The sequence below is a fragment of the Pseudoclavibacter sp. AY1H1 genome (genome assembly GCF_002931055.1).
GTDB lineage: Bacteria > Actinomycetota > Actinomycetes > Actinomycetales > Microbacteriaceae > Pseudoclavibacter.
This window is the reverse complement of sequence record NZ_PSXX01000009.1, coordinates 143,245-161,195: the sequence shown is the minus strand read 5'-3', so window position 1 is coordinate 161,195 and position 17,951 is coordinate 143,245. Positions and strand designations below refer to the sequence as shown.

General features: G+C 70.6%; 21 protein-coding genes. 9 read left to right on the top strand and 12 right to left on the bottom strand.

Features of this window, described 5'->3' with window-relative positions:
* Positions 1 to 21: 21 nt before the first annotated feature.
* Positions 22 to 693 carry a hypothetical protein gene (locus C5E05_RS14320; RefSeq protein ID WP_104308685.1) on the bottom strand — a complete coding sequence of 224 codons (672 nt, stop codon included), beginning with the start codon at positions 691 to 693 and terminating at the stop codon, positions 22 to 24.
* Positions 690 to 2,138: an alanine--tRNA ligase-related protein gene (locus C5E05_RS14315; RefSeq protein ID WP_104342293.1), complete on the bottom strand. Its 1,449-nt coding sequence runs from the start codon at positions 2,136 to 2,138 to the stop codon at positions 690 to 692. Before C5E05_RS14315 ends, C5E05_RS14320 begins: the two co-directional genes overlap by 4 nt.
* Before the next feature lie 107 nt (positions 2,139 to 2,245).
* Here C5E05_RS14315 and C5E05_RS14310 point away from each other — a divergent pair, with 107 nt between their 5' ends.
* Positions 2,246 to 2,959, top strand: a complete 714-nt coding sequence (locus C5E05_RS14310; protein ID WP_219819542.1) for an RraA family protein — start codon at positions 2,246 to 2,248, stop codon at positions 2,957 to 2,959.
* Positions 2,960 to 3,019: 60 nt separating this feature from the next.
* On the opposite strand, the gene C5E05_RS14305 is transcribed toward C5E05_RS14310, so the two are convergent.
* Positions 3,020 to 3,946, bottom strand: a complete 927-nt coding sequence (locus C5E05_RS14305) for an SDR family NAD(P)-dependent oxidoreductase (RefSeq protein ID WP_104342292.1) — start codon at positions 3,944 to 3,946, stop codon at positions 3,020 to 3,022.
* 89 nt (positions 3,947 to 4,035) lie between these two features.
* Between C5E05_RS14305 and C5E05_RS14300 the strand changes: the two genes are divergently transcribed.
* From C5E05_RS14300 to C5E05_RS14285, 4 genes are all read left to right on the top strand, one after another.
* The gene (locus C5E05_RS14300; RefSeq protein WP_104242245.1) at positions 4,036 to 4,443 is read left to right on the top strand and encodes a MarR family winged helix-turn-helix transcriptional regulator; all 408 of its coding nucleotides are present in this window, start codon (positions 4,036 to 4,038) and stop codon (positions 4,441 to 4,443) included.
* Between the two features lie 34 nt (positions 4,444 to 4,477).
* Positions 4,478 to 5,326 carry an oxygenase MpaB family protein gene (locus tag C5E05_RS14295; RefSeq protein WP_104342291.1) on the top strand — a complete coding sequence of 283 codons (849 nt, stop codon included), beginning with the start codon at positions 4,478 to 4,480 and terminating at the stop codon, positions 5,324 to 5,326.
* A 137-nt stretch (positions 5,327 to 5,463) separates the two neighbouring features.
* Complete coding sequence (locus C5E05_RS14290) at positions 5,464 to 7,770, top strand: glycoside hydrolase domain-containing protein (protein WP_104342290.1); 2,307 nt, start codon at positions 5,464 to 5,466, stop codon at positions 7,768 to 7,770.
* Complete coding sequence (locus C5E05_RS14285) at positions 7,767 to 9,056, top strand: glycosyltransferase (RefSeq protein WP_104242239.1); 1,290 nt, start codon at positions 7,767 to 7,769, stop codon at positions 9,054 to 9,056. Before C5E05_RS14290 ends, C5E05_RS14285 begins: the two co-directional genes overlap by 4 nt.
* A 342-nt stretch (positions 9,057 to 9,398) precedes the next feature.
* Here C5E05_RS14285 and C5E05_RS14280 read toward each other — a convergent pair whose 3' ends face one another.
* The 3 genes from C5E05_RS14280 to C5E05_RS14270 all read right to left on the bottom strand — a co-directional run bounded on the left by C5E05_RS14280 (position 9,399) and on the right by C5E05_RS14270 (position 10,902).
* A complete protein-coding gene (locus C5E05_RS14280; protein WP_104299223.1) occupies positions 9,399 to 9,884 on the bottom strand; it encodes an SRPBCC family protein in 486 nt (161 codons plus the stop codon).
* Positions 9,881 to 10,252, bottom strand: coding sequence for a helix-turn-helix transcriptional regulator (locus tag C5E05_RS14275; protein ID WP_104342289.1), 372 nt, complete (start codon positions 10,250 to 10,252; stop codon positions 9,881 to 9,883). The genes C5E05_RS14280 and C5E05_RS14275 overlap by 4 nt, the downstream gene beginning before the upstream one ends.
* An 89-nt stretch (positions 10,253 to 10,341) precedes the next feature.
* Positions 10,342 to 10,902, bottom strand: a complete 561-nt coding sequence (locus tag C5E05_RS14270) for a TetR/AcrR family transcriptional regulator (RefSeq protein ID WP_104342288.1) — start codon at positions 10,900 to 10,902, stop codon at positions 10,342 to 10,344.
* A gap of 54 nt (positions 10,903 to 10,956) precedes the next feature.
* Here C5E05_RS14270 and C5E05_RS14265 point away from each other — a divergent pair, with 54 nt between their 5' ends.
* Genes C5E05_RS14265 through moaA form a run of 4 tightly spaced genes read left to right on the top strand, consistent with a single transcriptional unit; the run spans position 10,957 to position 13,461 of the window.
* The gene (locus tag C5E05_RS14265) at positions 10,957 to 11,361 is read left to right on the top strand and encodes a DUF1304 domain-containing protein (RefSeq protein WP_104342287.1); all 405 of its coding nucleotides are present in this window, start codon (positions 10,957 to 10,959) and stop codon (positions 11,359 to 11,361) included.
* Positions 11,362 to 11,405: 44 nt separating this feature from the next.
* Positions 11,406 to 11,927, top strand: coding sequence for a molybdenum cofactor biosynthesis protein B (locus C5E05_RS14260; RefSeq protein WP_104342286.1), 522 nt, complete (start codon positions 11,406 to 11,408; stop codon positions 11,925 to 11,927).
* Positions 11,924 to 12,346, top strand: coding sequence for a molybdenum cofactor biosynthesis protein MoaE (locus tag C5E05_RS14255; RefSeq protein ID WP_104342285.1), 423 nt, complete (start codon positions 11,924 to 11,926; stop codon positions 12,344 to 12,346). The genes C5E05_RS14260 and C5E05_RS14255 overlap by 4 nt, the downstream gene beginning before the upstream one ends.
* A complete protein-coding gene (gene moaA / locus C5E05_RS14250) occupies positions 12,343 to 13,461 on the top strand; it encodes a GTP 3',8-cyclase MoaA (protein WP_104342284.1) in 1,119 nt (372 codons plus the stop codon). Before C5E05_RS14255 ends, moaA begins: the two co-directional genes overlap by 4 nt.
* Before the next feature lie 16 nt (positions 13,462 to 13,477).
* On the opposite strand, the gene C5E05_RS14245 is transcribed toward moaA, so the two are convergent.
* From C5E05_RS14245 to C5E05_RS14220, 6 genes are read right to left on the bottom strand one after another with little or no spacing between them, the layout of a single operon-like run.
* Positions 13,478 to 13,726, bottom strand: coding sequence for a MoaD/ThiS family protein (locus C5E05_RS14245; RefSeq protein WP_104342283.1), 249 nt, complete (start codon positions 13,724 to 13,726; stop codon positions 13,478 to 13,480).
* The gene (locus C5E05_RS14240) at positions 13,723 to 14,004 is read right to left on the bottom strand and encodes a DUF6457 domain-containing protein (RefSeq protein ID WP_104242221.1); all 282 of its coding nucleotides are present in this window, start codon (positions 14,002 to 14,004) and stop codon (positions 13,723 to 13,725) included. Before C5E05_RS14240 ends, C5E05_RS14245 begins: the two co-directional genes overlap by 4 nt.
* Positions 14,001 to 14,822 (bottom strand): molybdenum cofactor guanylyltransferase, encoded by an 822-nt coding sequence (locus tag C5E05_RS14235; RefSeq protein WP_146081126.1) that lies wholly within the window; start codon positions 14,820 to 14,822, stop codon positions 14,001 to 14,003. Before C5E05_RS14235 ends, C5E05_RS14240 begins: the two co-directional genes overlap by 4 nt.
* A complete protein-coding gene (gene moaC, locus C5E05_RS14230; protein ID WP_104342282.1) occupies positions 14,804 to 15,277 on the bottom strand; it encodes a cyclic pyranopterin monophosphate synthase MoaC in 474 nt (157 codons plus the stop codon). The genes C5E05_RS14235 and moaC overlap by 19 nt, the downstream gene beginning before the upstream one ends.
* A gap of 2 nt (positions 15,278 to 15,279) precedes the next feature.
* Positions 15,280 to 16,539, bottom strand: a complete 1,260-nt coding sequence (gene glp, locus C5E05_RS14225) for a gephyrin-like molybdotransferase Glp (protein WP_104342281.1) — start codon at positions 16,537 to 16,539, stop codon at positions 15,280 to 15,282.
* Complete coding sequence (locus C5E05_RS14220; protein ID WP_104342280.1) at positions 16,536 to 17,789, bottom strand: ThiF family adenylyltransferase; 1,254 nt, start codon at positions 17,787 to 17,789, stop codon at positions 16,536 to 16,538. Before C5E05_RS14220 ends, glp begins: the two co-directional genes overlap by 4 nt.
* Positions 17,790 to 17,951: the final 162 nt, after the last annotated feature.

The window sequence follows — 17,951 nt, the reverse complement described above, 5'->3', positions numbered from 1 at the left end:
CGCAGCGCCGGGGGAGCAAGGTCAGGAGCGGTCGCGCTGCTTGGACTCGCGTCGCTCCTGAATCTTCGCCTCGCGCGCGAGCTTCCGCAGCTCCTTCTCGAGGTCGTCGAAGCGATCGGCGCGTTCCGGGTCGTCCTCTGGCGAGGTCGGCAGCTGCATCCGCGGGCTGCCCTTCGACCACGGGTCGAGCAGCTCGTGCTCGATGTGCGCTGAGATCTCGGTCCACGCGTCAGCTCGCGCCTGCTCGATGAGCCCGTCGATGAACGCCTCGTCCTCGCGGTCCGCTTCGATGCGCTCGCTCACCGCCTGCGAGGCCCGCTCGCGGAAGCTCAGCGTCTCGATGTCCGCGTGCCGGTAGTCGTGGGCGCTCAGCGATCTGCCTGGTCGCGCGCGGTCCCGAACCCCGGCCACGCGCTCCGCCGAGTACCGCAGCTCCTTGAGCACCCGGTCGAGCGAGGCGTTCGCCGCCTCGCGATAGTCGGCGGCAGCGAACGGCACCTTCTCGCCGACGGTCCGCTTGATGATCGAGTTCTTCACGTCGAGTCGAACGATGCGCATCGCCAGCAGCAGGCCGTCGTCGATGGCCTCGGAGAGCTCAGGGAAAATGACCGGAGGCAGCCCCGTCTTCTTCTTGGGCTTCGTCTGCTGACTCGTGGAAGCCGTCCGAGCTCTGCGACGCCAGCGGAACATCATCCCTGGCCCTTGGGGGCCTGAGGCTCCTGGTGCGGGAGTCCAGCCGCGCCGAGCTTCGTGGCTCCGCGTGAGCGGGCCCGCTGCTCCTCGAGGGCTTCCAGGAACTCCGCCTCCCAGGCCACATCGACGTCAATGCCCTGTCGTCTGGCTTCCTCGACGCTCAGCTCACGCGGGAACCCGTGCGTGTCGGAGAGCAGGAACACGTCGGCGCCGGTGAGCGTCGACCCCTTGTACGCGGCGAGCGCCTTGAGGCCGCCCTTGAGGGTGCGGCGGAACGAGCGCTCCTCCTTGACGAGCACCGCGACGACGTCCTCGCGACGCTCGCGCACCTCCGGGTAGTCATCCACGTAGAGGTCGGCGATCGTCGGCACGAGCTCCGCGAAGAAGTTCTCGGAGATCCCGAGGATGAGGGCCTCGCGGATCGCGCGACGTACGAGGCGGCGCATGACGTACCCCTGCTCCTTGTTCGACGGCACGACCCCGTCGACCGCCAGGAACGTCGCCCCGCGCAGGTGGTCGGCGATGATGCGCATCGAGAGCGTGTGCTCTTCGTAGCTCTTGCCGCTCAGCTGCTCGATCTGCTCGACGATCGGGCGCAGGAGCGAGATCCGGAACACGTCGGGGGAGTGGATAGCGGCCGCGGCGATGCGCTCGAGCCCACCGCCGAAGTCGACGTTGCGTCGTTCGAGCTCGACGAAGGAGCCGTCTTCGACGCGCCGGTACTGCATGAAGACCTGATTGCCGATCTCCATGAACTGGCCGCTGTCGCTCGCCGGGTGCGCGCGACCGTATGAGGGGTCGTGGTTCTCCGGTCCGAAGTCGTAGAAGACCTCGCTGTCGGGGCCGCAGGGGTCTCCGATGGGGGTCGCCTCGAGCGATCCGCCACGCGACCACCAGTTCTCGCCGCCGTCGTAGAAGAAGATGCGCTCGCCGGGGTTCACGCCGCGAGCGTCGCCGTCCGCCTGGCTCCCCATCTCGACGATGCCGGCTTCGATGCCGCGCTCTGCGAAGGCCGCCTGCCAGATGCGGGCGGCCTCGTCGTCCCGCGGGATGCCCGCGGCCTCGTCGCCGATGAACGCGGTCACGTAGAGACGGTTCGGGTCGATGCCGACCTCGTCGACGAGGAACGACAGGAACGCGGGGATCTGCTCGGCCTTGAAGTAGTCGCCGAGGCTCCAGTTGCCGAGCATCTCGAAGAACGTCGTGTGGCGGTTGTCGCCGACGTCCTCGATGTCCTGCGCGCGCACGCAGGGCTGGCTGTCGGTGAGGCGCGTTCCGGCGGGGTGGTCTTCGCCGAGAAGGTAGGGGAGAAGGGCCTGCATGCCGCTCCCGGTGAAGAGCGTCGACCCGTCCCCGCGGGGGATCAGCGGGGCTCTGTCGATCCTGACGTGCCCGAGTCGCTCCTGGTAGTCGAGGTAGGCATTGCGAATCTCATGCGCGTCCATGTGGAGAGTGTTTCACAACTCCGGATGTCGTATCGTGATCTCGCCGAACGTGGGGGCGTTCAGGCACTCGGCGACGAGTGCTCGAGTGAGGTTCAGGGGAGTCGTCTGTGCAGGAGATCGCGCAATTGTGGACCGGTGCGACGGGGCTTTCGACCGCGCACGTCGCCGACGGGAGCGTGCGGGCCGGGGTAGCCGCGCGCTGCGGGCCCGCGGCGGTGAGGCCCGTGTCGGAGGACGCGCCGCGGCTCGCGGGACGCTGCCTTCCCGTTCGCCACTTCGGCAGCGTCGACGTCCTCCTCGAGGCCATGGATCGGGCGCACCCCGGCGACGTGCTGGTCGTCGACAACCAGGGCCGCACCGACGAGAGCTGCGTCGGCGGCCTCATCGTGCTCGAGGCGAAGGCGGCAGGGCTCGCGGGCATCGCCATCTGGGGACTGCATCGGGACACGCGCGAGGTTCGCCGCGCAGGGTTCCCGGTGTTCAGCCTGGGTTCGCTGCCCGCAGGTCCCGCGCGCCTCGACGAGCGTCGGCGCAGCACGTTCTCGTCCGCGGAGTTCGGGGAGCACACCGTGCGCACGCGCGACGTCGTCTTCGGCGACGAGGACGGGGTCGTGTTCGTGCCTGGAGATCGAGCCAACGAGGTGCTCATGCACGCCCTGCAGCTCAGAGACGCCGAGCGATCGCGGGCCACGAGCATCCGCCTCGGCACGACCCTCCGCCAACAGGTGCAGTTCTCCGCCTACCAGCGGGCGCGCCGGAGCGAGCCGGAGCTCACGCTGCGGGAGCACCTCGCCCGGACCGGCGACGCCATGATCGTGTGAACTGTCGTGCTCTTCTTGGCGAACGTCCCGCTCAGGCCGAGGTGACCGCCTCGCTCAGGCTCAGGCGACCGTCTCGCTCAGGCGAAACGTCGCTGAGGTCGATTCCTCGCTCAGCTGCCACAGGCGCTCGGCCCGCTCGCGGTCGCGCTGCGTGGTCGGCTTGTCCAGCTTCACGGGGGCGCCGCGCACGGTGCGCGCCGGGCCGAGGTAGTCGCCACCGGCGACCGTGTCGCTCGTCAGCGCGTGCACGGCGATAGCCGCAGCGCGATGCTTCCCGTGCGCGAATGGTCCGGCGAGGCGCGACGCGAAGCGCTGCCAGGCGGTCGGCTCGTTCACGCCCGTGCGCACTGGGGTTGCCCCGTTGACGGGGATGCCCGGGTCGACGACCAGCGCCTCCGCGGGGGCGCCGGCTGCTCGCAGGCGACGGTCGAGCTCGAACGTGAACATCTCGAGCGCGTGCTTCGACGCGGCGTAGGCGCGGCGCGGCTCGTACAGGTGCGTGCTCTGCCAGTCCTCGAGGTCGAACGGGTAGATGCGGGTGGCGAGGCTGCCGACGGCCACAACCCGGCTGATCTCCGCCGCATCGCCGTGGGCTGCGGGCTTCGGGGCGACCAGCGCATCCATGAGCTGAGCCGTGAACTCGAAGTGGCCGAGGTGGTTGGTCGACATCGTGAGCTCGCGACCGGCCGCATCGTGCTCGCGCTGCGTTCCCGGAGCCATGTGCGCGGCGTTCAGCAGCACCCCGTCGAGGCGCTCGCGGGAGCTCAGCGAAGCGGCCGCGCTCGCGATCGACTCGCTCGACGTGAGGTTGAGGACGATGCGGCTCGTGCTCGCATCCGGCACCTGCTCGGTGATGGAGATCAGGGCCGTGTTGAGTTTCTCGATGCTGCGCCCGAGCAGCACGACGTGGTGGCCGCGGCGTGCGAGCTCTTCCGCGGCGAAGTAGCCGACACCCTGCGTGGCACCGGTGATGGCGAAGGTCTTCATCGTCACACTCCTTCAAGCCTCGAACGTTTCGAGACTCAGAGTACAACGCTTCGATTGCTGAAATATTTCCGTGGCGTAAGGTACTGAATATGGATTCGCTGGAACGGGCGATGCGTGCCGTCTACGAAACCGCGCAGAGCACCAATGTGGCTGCTGAGCGGGAACTCGAAGCGCTCGGGCTCACCTTCCCGACCGCGCAGGCGCTCTGGGCGATCGATCCGGACGCGCAGCCTCCCGCGATGAAAGAGCTCGCGACCAAGCTGCACTGCAACGCCTCGAACCTCACCTTCGTCTCCGACCGCCTCGTCGATCGCGGCCTCGTCGAGCGCCGGGAGAGCGAGCATGACCGACGCTCGCGGGTGCTGACGCTGACCACCGAGGGCAAGCGGGTGCGCAAGCTCGCGATCGCAGCGCTCAAGCGCGCATCGCCGCTCGCCGGCTGCAGCAGCACCGAGCTGAAGGCCATCGCGAAGAGCCTGACCTCTCACGACGCGTGACCTTTTCAGCAGCCCCCGAGCGGGGGAGTGACTGATGGAGACGTGGACCGCCGCCTCCATCGATGACCTCGTGTGCGTCGAGCTCCCACGCAGCTCACGCCTGCTCGCCCTGGCCATGGGGGCCGCGAACGTCATCATGCAGCTCTCCAACCCCGCCGTCGGTCAGGGGGTCGCGCACAGCCGCGTCACGAGTGGGCGCCTCGACGCGCACCCAATCAAGCGCACCAGGACGACCCTGAGCTACCTTGCCGTGGCCGTCCTCGGCACCGTGGAGGAGCGCCGTGCGTACCGCAGGGCGGTCACGCGGCAGCACGCGCAAGTACGCTCCGACCGTGACCCGCGAGCCACCGAGGAGTACTCGGCCCTCCGCGTCGACCTGCAGCGCTGGGTCGCGGCATGCCTGTTCGTGGGCTCCCGCGACGTGCTCGAGCTCGTCGAAGGCCCACAGGCCGGTGCATCCGCGGAGCGTTTCCTGCTCGAAGGGCGCGTCTTCGGAACCACCCTGCAGATGCCGCCGAGCGCGTGGCCGGGCAGCACCGCCGCTTTCGAGGAGTACTGGCGCGGCGAGCTCACGAAGCTGCGCATCGACGACGAGGTGCGAAGCTACCTGCTCGACATCGCCAGGCTCGAATTTGCCGCGGCGGTGCTTCCCGAGCGGATGCGGGCCTGGCATCAGCGTCTCACGGTCGGCTTCCTGCCGCCCGAGTTCCGGCGCGCGCTCCGCGTCAGGTGGACGCCGGCCGACGAGACGTGGTTCCGGCGGCAGCGCGCCGTCTTCGTGCGCATCGAACGCGTGCTCCCGCTCGCCGCCTCCGGCCTCGTGTACCGGCTGCTGCTGGCCGACGTGCGCTGGCGCATCCGCCGCGACCGCCCGCTGGTGTGAGGGACGCGCGCGCCGTCGCCGTGCCCACGCTCGCCCCGCGAGCTCGCGTGCGCGACCCAGGGCGTGCACAGTCTCCCGACGCGTGAACGTAACGTGACGTCCACACTCCCGTAGCAGGGCCCGTCCAGGCTCACAGCATGACCACCCGCGTAGACCCGTTCATCGGCACAGAGCCCACCGCGCTGCCGACGCAGACGGGCCTCGCCGCGACCTGGTGGTGGCCGAAGCCGCAGATCGGCAACACGCATCCGGGCGCCACCTACCCACTCGGGATGGTCTCGGCCTGCGCCTACTCTGGCGCGTACCCGACCGGATACGGCCGTTACGACCTCAGCCTCGAGGGCATCCCCGAGACGATCTACGACGGCACGCTCGCCTCGGGATTCACGCACTTCCAGCAATCGGGCACCGGGGCGATCCGCAAGTACTACAACTACTTCCGCGTCACGCCCATGATCGAGCCGCTCGACGTGCTCGGGCGCACCTGGTCGCTCGACGACGAGGACGCCGCACCCGGCTACTACGCGGCGACGCTCGGCAACGGCATCCGCGCCGAGATCACCGTGGGTCCCAAGAGCGCCGTGCACCGATACACGTTCCCGAAGCACTCGAGCGCCAGGGTCGTCGTCGACTTCTCGCTCGGCGGCCTCGCCATCCCCTACGGGGCCACCGTCCCGCTGCGGGCCCACCTCGAGACCGTCAGGCCCGGCGTCGCGACGGGAGAGATCGTGGCGGAGGGCGCCCCGCTCGCCGTGCACATCGAGTGCGACACTCCCCAGTGGCGCCAGATGCTGTGGCACGATCGGCGCCTCATGCCGGGCGGCACGCGCCTCGACTTCGACCACATCCGCCCAACGACGCTGCGGCCGTTCGGCCTCATGTGGGCGGGCCCGAGCGAGGAGGGCCAGGTCGTCGAGGTGCGCATCGGCTTCTCCCTGCGCGGGGTCGAGCAGGCCGAGCAGAACCTCAGGGACGACTGCGGCGACGGGGAGGGCAGGTTCTCGGACCGACTCGCCGAAACCGGGCGCGCCTGGCAGGAGCTGCTCGACGAGGTCCAGGTCGAGACGGGCTCGACCGAGCGCGAGACGGTCTTCTCGACGGCCATGTACCACTCGTTCGTCAAGCCCTCCTTCGCGCTCAACGAGAGCCCCTTCTGGCCAAGCGACGGACCCTTCGTCTTCGACCTGTCGACGATGTGGGACATCTACCGCACCCAGCTTCCCCTGCTCACCGCGCTGCGCCCGGACAAGGCCGTCGAGCTCGCCAACGCCCTCCTCACCATCTGCGAGGAGGAAGGCAACTTCCCGATCGGCTACCGCATGGCCAAGGGCAGCGACCGCTTCTCCCGACAGGGCAGCGCGCTCGCGCACACCTTCCTCGCCGACCTCTGCCAGCTCGGGCTGCCCGGCATCGACTGGGACTGGGCGCTTGTGCACATGGCCGATGACCTGCGGCGCACCTACGGCGAGGAGTTCCTGCTGCGCGGCGTCGCGCATCCCATCACGCACACCCTCGACCTCGCGTTCGGGTACTGGTGCACGGCCCGCGTCGCGGCTCGCGTCGGCGACCTCCAGCTCGTCCAGCAGCTCGAGAAGCGCGCAGGACAGTGGCGGGGCGCGTTCGACCCGGCCACGGGCCTGCTCGTCGACTCCAACTTCTACGAGGGCTCCAAGCACAACTACTCGTTCCGGATCCTCCACGACATGGCGGGGCGGATGCAGCTGAGCGGCGGGCCGGAGGGCTTCGTCGCGCAACTCGACGAGTTCTTCGGCTACGGCGCCCAGCCGGTCGTGCAGCCCGGCCGCTCGCCCGGCATCGAGGAACTCGCGGCCGGCTACGCCCTCGGACGCTTCGAAGGCCTCAACAACGAACCGGACATGGAGGCGCCATGGGCGTACCACTACGCCGGACGACCGGACCGGACCGCGGAGATCGTGCACGCCATCATCACCCAGCAGTACGCGACGGGCCGAGGCGGCCTGCCAGGCAACGACGACTCGGGCGGCCTCAGCTCCTGGTACGTCTGGGCCTCGCTCGGGCTGTTCCCCGTGGCAGGACAGGCGAGCTTCCTCATCAACGCGCCCGCGTTCGCCGAGTCGTCGCTCGCGGTCTACGGGGAGCGCTTCCGCATCACGACGACAGGGTTCCGAGAACCCGCCCACGGCGGCCCAGTCCAGTACGTGCAGAGCGCCCACCTCGACGGCAGGCCGCTCAGCAGGAGCTGGCTGTCGCCCAGCGAGCTCATGGCGGCGCAGGAGCTGCACCTGGAGCTCGGGCCCGAGCCGAGCGACTGGGGCACCCGCGAACAGGACCTGCCGTCGTCGTTCCCAGCCCCAGCATCCGCCCCACCAGCCGCACCCACCTCACCCGCAGCATCCATCCCCGCCACCCCACCCCTCGTCGACGGCCAGCCGGCGACACCAAACCCGGGAGGACCCTCATGAACAAGATCCAGAACCGCCTCGTGATCGTCGTCCGCGCCGATCCAGTCATCTGCGGGCACTCCGTCGAGGCCCGCAACCTGGCGGAGGCCGCACGCCTGCGCGGCTTCGACGAGGTGCGCATCGTCACGTGGCCCATCGAGCGCCTGCAAGCGGCAGGGCTGCCGCTCAAGCCCCTCGAGACGGTCATGCCCTACAGCGACGGCATCTTCGTCGACCGCCCCGCGCCCGTCGGCGACTACAAGGTCCCAGACGGCCGCTACCTCGCGGGGCTCGTCGGGCGCCTCGTCGAGCTCTTCACGGACGGGGTGCCGACCGTCTGCATGTCGCTCTACCTCAGCCCGCACACGCTCGCCGTCGCGGAGGCGCTCACCGTCGCCCGTTCGACGGGCCTGCCCGTCAACGTCACCACCATCGCCGAGGCCGTCGGCTCCGACGTCACCAACGTCGTCAAGCACGCCGTCGAGGACGGCCGCCTCGGCGCGGCAGCCCATATCCTCTCGGCGTACTTGTCCCAGGACGTGTGCGTCGCCGTCTCCGAGTACACGCGCGACCTCATCGTGGGGGAGGCCGCCAAGGTGGACGCGCAGCACGGCACCCGATACGCGCCCCAGTGCCAGGAGCGCATCGACATCTCCTACCCGGCCATCGACTCGAGCGCGTACGTCGACCTCGCCGACGCCGACATCACCGCCGCCGTAGAAGCTCGCGGGCTCAAGCGCGACGGCTATGTCATGTTCCTGTCGAGGCTGACCGAGGCGAAGGGCGTCGAAGACCTCATCGCGGGCTTCGAGCAGTCCCGCGTCGCCGACGACCCCGAGATCCAGCTCGTCATCGCGGGACGAGGGCCGCAGGCTGAGGAGCTGAAGGCGATCGGTGCCGCGTCACCGCTGGCCGACCGCATCCACTTCCTCGAGGACGTGGGAGACGCCGAAAAGCCCTTCCTGATGGCCGGATGCGCGGCGTTCGTGCTGCCCACGAAGCCGCGCCCCGAGTTCATCGAGACCTTCGGCATCGCGCTCGCCGAGAAGATGCTCGCAGGCGGCGGGCCGGTCATCACGACCGTCACCGGCGGCGTCGGGGAGGCCGTGGGGGACCACGCGCTCATCGTGCCCGTCAACAGTCCATCGTCGATCGCGGACGCGCTCAACACGGCGGTGCTCGAGACCAGTGCCGCCGAGCGGCGGCTGCTTGCCGTCCAGGCGCGCGACTACGCGCTCCAGTTCGACCGGTTGGCTGTCTTCGACAAGCTCTTCGACCGGCTGCCTCGAGTCGCGATGGCGGCCTGACCCGCGCGGTCTCGCGGCCGGGGGCCTGGCGGCCTGGCGGCCTCGCGGTCTCGCGGCCTGGGGCCTGGCGGCCTGGGGCCTCGCGGCCTCGCGGCCTCGCGGCCTCGCGGCCTCGCGGGATGGGTGGGCGGCATCCGGCTGCCCGCCCAGCAGCCGCTCGGCTCAGCCACCCGCCCGTCCGCTCAGCGCCCCATCCGTTCGCCTGACCAACTCGCGTGACGAACGTCCCGGATTCGGTGCTCGTTGCCGGGTTTCGGGGTTTTCGTCACGGGAGTTGGCCACAGATGGCGTGGCGTGGCGGGGCGGGGTCCGCAGTGTGGAGCGTCGCCGACGCGGGGCGGCTCAGAGCGCGAGGAGGGCGTCGAGCTTCTCGTACCCCTCTCGCACGCCGTGCTCCATGCCGCTCGCGACGAGCCCGTCGCGCATCTCGAACGACTCGAGCAGGCTCGTGCTCGTCACTCGCGTGCGGCCTCCCTCGAGCGCCTCGAACACGATGGTCTCGAGGAGCACGCCGTCCGGGATCATCTCGAAGGTCTGCGTCTGCACGATGCGCTCGTTCTCCCGGACCTCGTGGAACGAGCCGTAGAAGGTCGCGATCTCCTCGCCGTCCTTGAGATTCACCCAGCGGTAGGCGCCTCCCGTGGCCGCGTTCCAGTGGTCGATGTTCGTCGACACCTCGTGCGGGCCGACCCACTTCGTGAAGAGGTCGGGGTCGACGAATGCGCGGAACACGCGGTCCGGGGTGGCCTCGAACTCGCGGACGACGGAGACGTTCGGCACGTCTTCGCCAACCGTGACGGCGGTGTCGTTGGCTGATGTGGTGCTCATGATGTGGTTCCTTTCGCTGGTTCTGGTGCTGGGTGCTGCGTGGTGTCGTCCGGCAGGGTCTCGAGCAGCGCGTCGAGTCGGCGGAACCGCGCCTCCGCGGCGGCCTGGTAGCGCTCGATCCACGCGATCATGAGGCTGAGGACCTCCGCTTCGAGGTGCCGGGGTGCGCGGACCGCGCTGCTCGTACGGGTGACGAGGCCCGAGTCCTCCAGGACGCGCAGGTGCTTCGAGATCGCCTGCACCGAGACTTCGTAGGGAGCTGCGAGCTCTCCGACGGTCGCGTCGCCGCTGGCGAGCCTCGCGACGATGTCGCGTCTCGTCGGGTCGGCGAGCGCCGCGAAGACGGGGGAGAGCGCGTCGGTGGTCATAGCTCCTCGGCTGGGTTCGTCAACCGTGTGGTTGATGAAACCAGTGTGTGTCGCGCGAGAGCACTTGTCAACCTTTCGGTTGATGAAACTCAGGCTCGAAGGAGCTGGCGAGCAGCCTCGAGTGCGTCGCGTGCGGCATCTCCATCGACGCGCGCGATCGTCAGGGCGCCGACGACGGCCGCGGTCATGAGTGTGGCCGTGTGCTCAGTGAGGTCGAGCGCGCGGGTGCCCCGCGAGATCGCGCGCTCGAGCGTCGCTCGGTAGTCGGTGATCGAGGCGCGAATCTCCCGGTCTTCGGAGAGTGAGCTGGAGGCCGTCGCGAGCAGGAGGCAGCCTCGGACGTCGTCGCGGCGCCCTTGGGCTGCGACGGCAGCTGAGAGGCGAGCGAGGTAGTCGTCGAGCGCGGATGCTGGTGTCGGGTCCGCGAGCAGCGGCGCGAGCAGCGGGTGCACGACGTCGTCCAGGTAGCTCTGCACGGAGGCGTCGAAGAGGCCGCGCTTGCTGCCGAAGGTGTTGTAGATGCTCGATCGGCTCAGTCCGGTGGCGGCCTCGATGTCGCTCGTCGATGCGGAGTCGTAGCCCTGGCGCCAGAAGAGGGTGCGTGCGCCGGCGATGACGTCCTGGCGGTCGAAGCTCATCGTGCGTGCCATGTGGCCTCCGATACTGTAACGTTCGTTGCAGAATACACCGATCCTGGAGCTGACATGCTTATCGCCGCCCTCGTCTTCGCCGCCCTCGCGGCGCTTGTCCACGTCTACATCTTCATCCTCGAGTCCGTCCGCTGGACGGCGGAATCGACGAGGAAGACGTTCGGCATCCCCTCCCTCGAGGTCGCCGAGACGACCAAGTCGATGGCCTACAACCAGGGGTTCTACAACCTCTTCCTCGCGATCATCGCCGGCCTCGGCGTCATCCTCGCGATCGCCGGCCTCAGCGTGGTCGGCGCGACGCTGATCTTCGCCGGAGCGGGCTCCATGCTGCTCGCCGCGCTCGTCCTCGTCACGAGCGACCGCACGAAGCTGCGCGCCGGCGCCGTCCAGGGCAGCTTCCCGCTGCTCGCCGTGGTGCTGCTCGGCATCGCAGCCGCCACGGGAGCACTCGCCGCCTGAGCCGAGCTGGGCTCACGGGCAAGACAAGCGGGTACGCTCGATCCATGCAGGAAGAGTCCCCAGCACAGCAGGCCACGATCGCCGTCATCACGGTCTCGGATCGGTCTTCGCGGGGCGAGCGCGAGGACCTCTCGGGTCCGGCGGCGCTCGAGGCGCTCGCCCGGCACGGCTACACGGCGGTGACGCTCAGCGTCGTCCCCGACGGAGCCACGGTCGTTCGTGACGCCATCGCCCACGCGGCGGACTCGGACGCGCACATCATCCTCACCCTCGGCGGCACGGGCCTCTCGCCGCGCGACGAGACGCCGGAGGCCACCTGGCCCCTCATCACCCGCGAGCTTCCCGGCATCGCCGAAGCGCTGCGAGCGACAGCGCGCGACCGGGTCCCGACGGCCGTGCTGTCGCGCGGGCTCGCGGGCATCATCGACCGACCGGGGCGCGGAGCGCCGAGCCTCGTCGTCAACCTCGCCGGCTCACCGGGCGCTGCCCGGGACGGCGTCGCGCTGCTGGCCCCGCTCATCCCGCACATCCTGGACCAGCTCCGCGGCGGAGATCACACTCCGTGAGTGCCAGCCCCCTCGCCCGAGTCACGAGCGACGAGCTGCTCCTCGCCGAGCACCTCGCCGCCGTCGAGGATCCCCACGCGGGTGCCGTCGTGACCTTCGTCGGCCAGATCCGGGACCACGACCCCGAGGCGAGCGGACGAGTCGTCTCGCTCGACTACACCGCGCATCCCGACGCCGAGCGCGTGCTCCAGAGCCTCGTCGCGCACCACGGCCGCGACGGCGTTCGGGTGGCCGTGAGCCACCGCATCGGACACCTCCGAGTGGGCGACATCGCCCTCATCGCCTGCGTCGCCAGCGCGCACCGCGGCGACGCCTACGAGGTGAGCCGGGCTCTCGTCGAGGCGGTCAAGGCCGAGGTGCCGATCTGGAAGCAGCAGCACGAGGTCGACGGCGCAACCTCCTGGGTGGGTCTGCCATGACCGCCGTCCCCGTCACGATCGCTCGCCGCCCGAGGCTCGTGGAGCCGCAGCTCGAGCCGTCTCCCGGAGATCCGATCGTCGACAAGCACGGCAGAGTTCACCGTGACCTCCGCATCTCCCTCACCGACAAATGCTCGCTGCGGTGCACGTACTGCATGCCGGCCGAGGGCGTCGAATGGCTGGCGAAGGCGAGCATCCTCTCCACCGAGCAGATCGTGCGCATCGCTCGGATCGCGGCGGCCTCCGGCATCACCACGTTCCGGCTGACGGGCGGTGAGCCGCTCCTGCGTCCCGACGTCGTGGAGGTCGTGCGGCGCATCTCCGAGCTCCGTGGCCCGGATGGCCCAGTCCAGGTCGCGATGACCACCAACGGCATCCGCCTCCCGCAGATGCTTCCCGACCTCATCGACGCCGGCCTCGACAGGCTCAACATCTCCATCGACACGATCAGGCGCGAGCGCTTCGCTGCGCTCACGAGGCGAGACAAGCTCGATGAGGTGCTCATCGGCATCCGCGCCGCCCAGAACTCCTCCCTGCGGCCCCTCAAGCTCAACGCCGTCGCGATGCGCGGCGTGAACGACGACGAGATCGTCGAGCTCGTGGAGTTCGCCATGGAGCACGACGCGCAGCTGCGCTTCATCGAGCAGATGCCGCTCGACGCCGGACACACCTGGGACCGCGCGCAGATGGTGACGCGCGAGGAGATCCTCGAGTCGCTCAGCGCGAGGTTCACGCTCGAGCCCGTGCCCGGCCGCGGCGGCGCCCCCGCCGAACGGTGGACGCTCGACGGCGGCCCGCACACGGTCGGCGTCATCGCCTCCGTCACGGCGCCCTTCTGCGGCAACTGCGATCGCCTGCGCCTCACCGCCGACGGTCAGCTGCGCAACTGCCTGTTCTCGACGAGCGAGTACGACCTCATGCCCATCCTCCGAGCCGAGGCCGCCGGCTCAGGAGACTCCGGCGCTGCGGCCGACAGCGCGGCGAGCGCCGCCGCGACGGATCTCGCGATTGATGGCCTGCTGCGCTCGTGCATCCACAACAAGCTGCCGGGGCACGCCATCAACGACCCGAGCTTCCTGCAGCCAGCTCGCGGGATGAACGCCATCGGCGGCTGACGACCCGGCGGTCGCTTCAGCCTCCAGCGAAGGGCGGCAGCACGTCGACGGATGCACCGGGTGCGATCGGTGCGTCGGCGTCGGAGGTGCGCACGCCGTCGATCAGGAACGAGCACCGGGAGAGCACCTCCGCGACGTGGACGTCGCCCGAGGGGTTGAGCGTGCCGACGAGCGCGGCCACCGTCGCCGCTTCGAGCGTGAAGTCGCTGCCGCCCACGGCCTCCGCCGCTCCGGCGAAGACGCGGACGCGGCTCGGGGTGCTCACGACTCCTGCTCCCAGGAGAGCGCGCGAGCCGTCACGAGCTCAGCGAGTCGGCTGAAGGCCTCGGGGGAGTCGGCGGCGGAACTCTGCCTGCCGAGGGCGAGCCCCAGCGCGAAGGTCGTGAGCGGTGCCGCTGGCCTGGCGACGTTGTGCGCGACGTCCTTCGCGACGTCGAGGAGCGCTGCGATGTCGATCTCGTCGTCGATCTCGAGCACACGCTTGGCCTCGGCGAGCCAGGCGTCGAGTGCTTCCGGTGGCAGGTGCTTGGGAGTCTCAGTCATGGTCTCTGGGTCCTTCCGTGAGCGGTGATGGTCTGCTGTGTGGCGCCAGCGCGCTCGGCGGCGCCGTCGACCGAGTCGGCCGTGCCGGCAGCGCCGACCGCGTCGGCGCGTGCGGCAGCGAGCTGCTCTGGGGTGTCGATGTCGGCGCTCGCGCCGCGTCGGTCCGGCACTCGGGTCAGTGCGAGGGGCTCGAGGACGTGGCGGAGGGCCAGGCCGTGGGCACCGGACGCTGCGGCCGCACGCTCGAGGGCGCGCTTGAGCGCCGTCGTGCGGTAGATGCCGGCAAGCCACTGCGGGCGTCCATCGCGATCGACGACCACGAATCCGTCGGGGCCGCCCGCGGGTGCGCCATCCGCCGAGGCAGCCCCCTCTGCCAGGGCAGGTGGGGAGCCTTCCCCGTCAGCTTCCCCGTCAGTTCCACCGTCGGACGCCGCCGTGCCGCGGCCGCTCGCCTCCGTGAGGAGCTCGACGAGCGCAGGAGCTCGGGGCAGGTCGCAGGCGAGCAGGAGCAGCCACGGCGCCGAGATGCTGGGGAGCGCGGCCGCGAGGCCAGCTGCCGGTCCGCCGAACGGGGGGTCCTCGCGGATCAGCTCGGCGGGTGCCTGCACGGTGACCGCACCGACAACGAGGGTGCGGCTCGCGCCGGCGTCATGAGCCGCGCCGAGCGCCACGTCGATGAGGCGCCTGCCCCCGACCTCGAGGTCGCCCTTGCTGACGCCACCGAGGCGGGAGCCGCGGCCACCCGCGAGGATGACCGCATCGAGCCCCGGGGTCGGGCGGCGGCGGCGCGGCGGCTGCGCTACTGCTCGCGCTTCCACGGCCCCGACTTCCCGCCCGTTTTCGCGATGAGCTTGATGTCTCCGATCGTGACCGACTTGTCGATGCCCTTGACCATGTCGACCAGCGCGAGCGCTGCGACCGAGACGGCAGTGAAGGCCTCCATCTCGACACCGGTGCGGTCGGCGGTGCGCACCGTCGCCGTGATGAGCACGCCGTCGCCACGCAGCTCGAGATCGACGGTGGCGCCGTGCACGCCGATGATGTGGGCGAGCGGCAGGAGCTCCGCGCACTTCTTCGCGCCCTGGATGCCGGCGATGCGCGCCACGGCGAACGCGTCTCCCTTCGGCACGGCATCGTTGGCGAGGGCCTCGAGCACGTCGGTGCCGCAGTAGACCATGCCGGATGCCGTCGCGGCCCGGACCGTCGGCTGCTTCTCGGTGACGTCGACCATCCGTGCGTGGCCGGTTGCGTCGAGGTGCGTGAAGTTCGTCATGGTCAGAGTCTGGCACCCACGTCCGACATCAGGCGGACCACCTGCACGACGTCGCCCTCTTCGACCCGCTCGACACGCGCATCCACGATGGCGTAGCCGTTCGCGTCGGCGAGGCTGCCCACGAGGTGCGAACCCGAGCCCCGCGCGGCGGCGGGCGAGACCACGACCCCCGAATCGGTGGTGCGGATGCGCGCGGGCAGGTACTGGCGGCGCCCGGGCGGCGTGCGCCAGCCCGTCTCGGCGCGCGCGCTCAGACGCGGGTCCTCGACGACGGAGGCTCCTTGCAGGGCGCGCAGGCACGGCCGCACGAAGACGAGGAACGACACCCAGGCGCTGACGGGGTTGCCGGGGAGGCCGAAGACGAGCGGGCCGAGCTCGCCCTCGCCGACCCACGGCTCGGCGAGGCGACCGAAGCCCTGTGGCTTGCCCGGCTGCATCGCGACCTTCTCGAAGCGCACCTGGCCGCCGGGGGAGAGGAGCTCCTTGACGGGGTCGTAGGCGCCCATGCTCACGCCGCCCGTCAGCACGATCACGTCGCAGCGGCCCGCGAGTGCCTGCAGTGCGGCCTCCAGTTTGGCGACCTCGTCGGAGACTCGGACGACGTCGACCAGCTCGCTCCCGTGCTCGATGGCCAGGGAGGAGATGAGGAGTGAGTTCGAGTCGGGGATCTGCCCGCGCTCGAGCGCCTCGCCTGGTGCGACGAGCTCGCTTCCTGTGGCGATCACGGCGACGCGTGGGCGCCGCGCGACGGAGACCGTGCCGTACCCGGCCGAGGCCAGTGCGGAGAGGGCCTCGGCGCTCCCGCGCGACCCCGCGGTGACGAGCGGGTCTCCTGGCTGGCGGTCCTCGCCGGCCGAGCGGATGTGCACGCCGCGCTTCGCCGGGGCGGTGATGCTCACCCGCCGCTCGCCGCCGTCGGTCGCCTCGACGGGCACGATCGCATCGGCGTCCGCTGGGACGGGGGCGCCCGTCATGATGCGGGCGGCCTGCCCGCTCGCGAGCGAGGGGTCGGAGGCGGTGCCCGCCGGAAGGTCTGCGACGACGTTGAGGACCACCGGCGACTCGGGGCTCGCTGCGGCCACGTCGTCGGAGCGGACCGCGTAGCCGTCCATGGCCGAGTTCGTCCAGGGTGGCAGTGCGTATCGCGACACGAGGCTCTCCGCCAGGTACCTGCCGTGGGCTGCTGCCAGCGGAACGGTATCGCTCGGAAGCTGGCGGGACTCGCCCAGCACGCGTGCAAGCTGCGTCTCGACCTCGATCATGCCCGTGCCCCCGTTTGCGACGCATCCGCGCCGAGTGTGCCGCTGGACGCTCGCAGCACCTGCAGCTGAGGTGTCTGCACCACTCGCACGTCGAAACCGTGCGGCGCGAGGAGCAGCGCCGCCCGCCTGGCCCTCGCGGCGGAGACGCAGTAGAGGTTGAACGGGGCATCCGACGTGCTGGCGTGCCCAGCCTCGAGCCCGAGGAGCCGCGCCCTCAGCACGTCCGGCTCGCGCTCGAGCTGGAGCAGCTCGCTGAGCGGCAGCGAAGAGGCACCTGGGAGCGCATCGACGGCGTATTCGTCCGGCTCGCGCACGTCGATCAGCCGGCCGTGCGAGTCCCGAACCGGATCGAAGTCGAGCGGGGCCAGCCTCGCCTGCGGGGCTGCTCGGTCCTCCTCCGGTGCGGGGGATGCTGTCTGCGACGTCGAGCATGCCGCCGACGGGGCCGAGGCGCCCGCCACGTGGTCACGGGCGGCGTGATCGGCCGCCCGGAGCGGGACCTCGGAGACGCGCATCGTGAGCGCCTCGACGACGAGGAGCCTGCCGAGGAGCACGTCGCCGATCCCGGTGATGAGCTTGATCGCCTCGGTCGCCATCATCGAGCCCACGACGCCGCAGAGCGCGCCGAGCACACCCGCCTCGGCACACGACGGCACCGAGCCCTCCGGCGGCGGCTCGGGGAACACGTCGCGCAGGGTGACGCCCTCCGCGGGCGCCGGCGGCGTCGACCAGAACACGGTGAGCTGCGCGTCGAAGCGCAGCACGGAGCCCCACACGAGCGGCAGGCCGAGGCTCGTGCACGCGTCGGCGACGGCGTAGCGCGTCGGGAAGTTGTCGGCACCGTCGAGCACGAGGTCGTAGCCGCCGAGGATGCGCTCGGCGTTCGCGCCATCGAGGCGCTCGTCGTGCTCGACAACCGTCACGCCCGGCGCGAGCCGTCGGAGGCTGCGGGCGGCGCTCGCGGTCTTGCGAGCGCCGACGTCGTCGATGCCGTGGATGACCTGCCGGTGCAGGTTGCTCGGCTCGACCGCATCCGCGTCGATGATCCCGATCGTGCCGACTCCTGCGGCCGCGAGGTACTGCAGGGCTGGAGCGCCGAGGCCCCCGGCTCCCAGGACCGCGACCCGGCTGGCTGCGAGGCGGCGCTGCCCGATCTCGCCGAGCTCGGGCAGGCGGCGCTGTCGAGCGGTTCGGGCGAGCTCGTCACCCCGGAGTTCTGGGGACGGTTCGACAAGCGGTGCGAGGCGCATGGCGTCACCCTACCGCCGCATCCCGCGCAGCCAACCGGCAGGCGACACTGCCCGGGGTTCGCCTCGCGCCCTCGCGCCCGCGACGCTCGCCGCCCAGGGCTGACTTGTGGTCGCTACCCGCGAGGAATGACGACCAGAAGTGCGCTTTCGGCAGGAATGGTG

Coding starts and splice junctions, on each gene's coding strand:
- C5E05_RS14320 (WP_104308685.1), bottom strand. CDS start 693: ATGATGTTCCGCTGGCGTCGCAGAGCTCGGACGGCTTCCACGAGTCAG.
- C5E05_RS14315 (WP_104342293.1), bottom strand. CDS start 2,138: ATGGACGCGCATGAGATTCGCAATGCCTACCTCGACTACCAGGAGCGA.
- C5E05_RS14305 (WP_104342292.1), bottom strand. CDS start 3,946: ATGAAGACCTTCGCCATCACCGGTGCCACGCAGGGTGTCGGCTACTTC.
- C5E05_RS14300 (WP_104242245.1), top strand. CDS start 4,036: ATGGATTCGCTGGAACGGGCGATGCGTGCCGTCTACGAAACCGCGCAG.
- C5E05_RS14295 (WP_104342291.1), top strand. CDS start 4,478: ATGGAGACGTGGACCGCCGCCTCCATCGATGACCTCGTGTGCGTCGAG.
- C5E05_RS14290 (WP_104342290.1), top strand. CDS start 5,464: ATGACCACCCGCGTAGACCCGTTCATCGGCACAGAGCCCACCGCGCTG.
- C5E05_RS14285 (WP_104242239.1), top strand. CDS start 7,767: ATGAACAAGATCCAGAACCGCCTCGTGATCGTCGTCCGCGCCGATCCA.
- C5E05_RS14280 (WP_104299223.1), bottom strand. CDS start 9,884: ATGAGCACCACATCAGCCAACGACACCGCCGTCACGGTTGGCGAAGAC.
- C5E05_RS14275 (WP_104342289.1), bottom strand. CDS start 10,252: ATGACCACCGACGCGCTCTCCCCCGTCTTCGCGGCGCTCGCCGACCCG.
- C5E05_RS14270 (WP_104342288.1), bottom strand. CDS start 10,902: ATGGCACGCACGATGAGCTTCGACCGCCAGGACGTCATCGCCGGCGCA.
- C5E05_RS14265 (WP_104342287.1), top strand. CDS start 10,957: ATGCTTATCGCCGCCCTCGTCTTCGCCGCCCTCGCGGCGCTTGTCCAC.
- C5E05_RS14260 (WP_104342286.1), top strand. CDS start 11,406: ATGCAGGAAGAGTCCCCAGCACAGCAGGCCACGATCGCCGTCATCACG.
- moaA (WP_104342284.1), top strand. CDS start 12,343: ATGACCGCCGTCCCCGTCACGATCGCTCGCCGCCCGAGGCTCGTGGAG.
- C5E05_RS14240 (WP_104242221.1), bottom strand. CDS start 14,004: ATGACTGAGACTCCCAAGCACCTGCCACCGGAAGCACTCGACGCCTGG.
- moaC (WP_104342282.1), bottom strand. CDS start 15,277: ATGACGAACTTCACGCACCTCGACGCAACCGGCCACGCACGGATGGTC.
- glp (WP_104342281.1), bottom strand. CDS start 16,539: ATGATCGAGGTCGAGACGCAGCTTGCACGCGTGCTGGGCGAGTCCCGC.
- C5E05_RS14220 (WP_104342280.1), bottom strand. CDS start 17,789: ATGCGCCTCGCACCGCTTGTCGAACCGTCCCCAGAACTCCGGGGTGAC.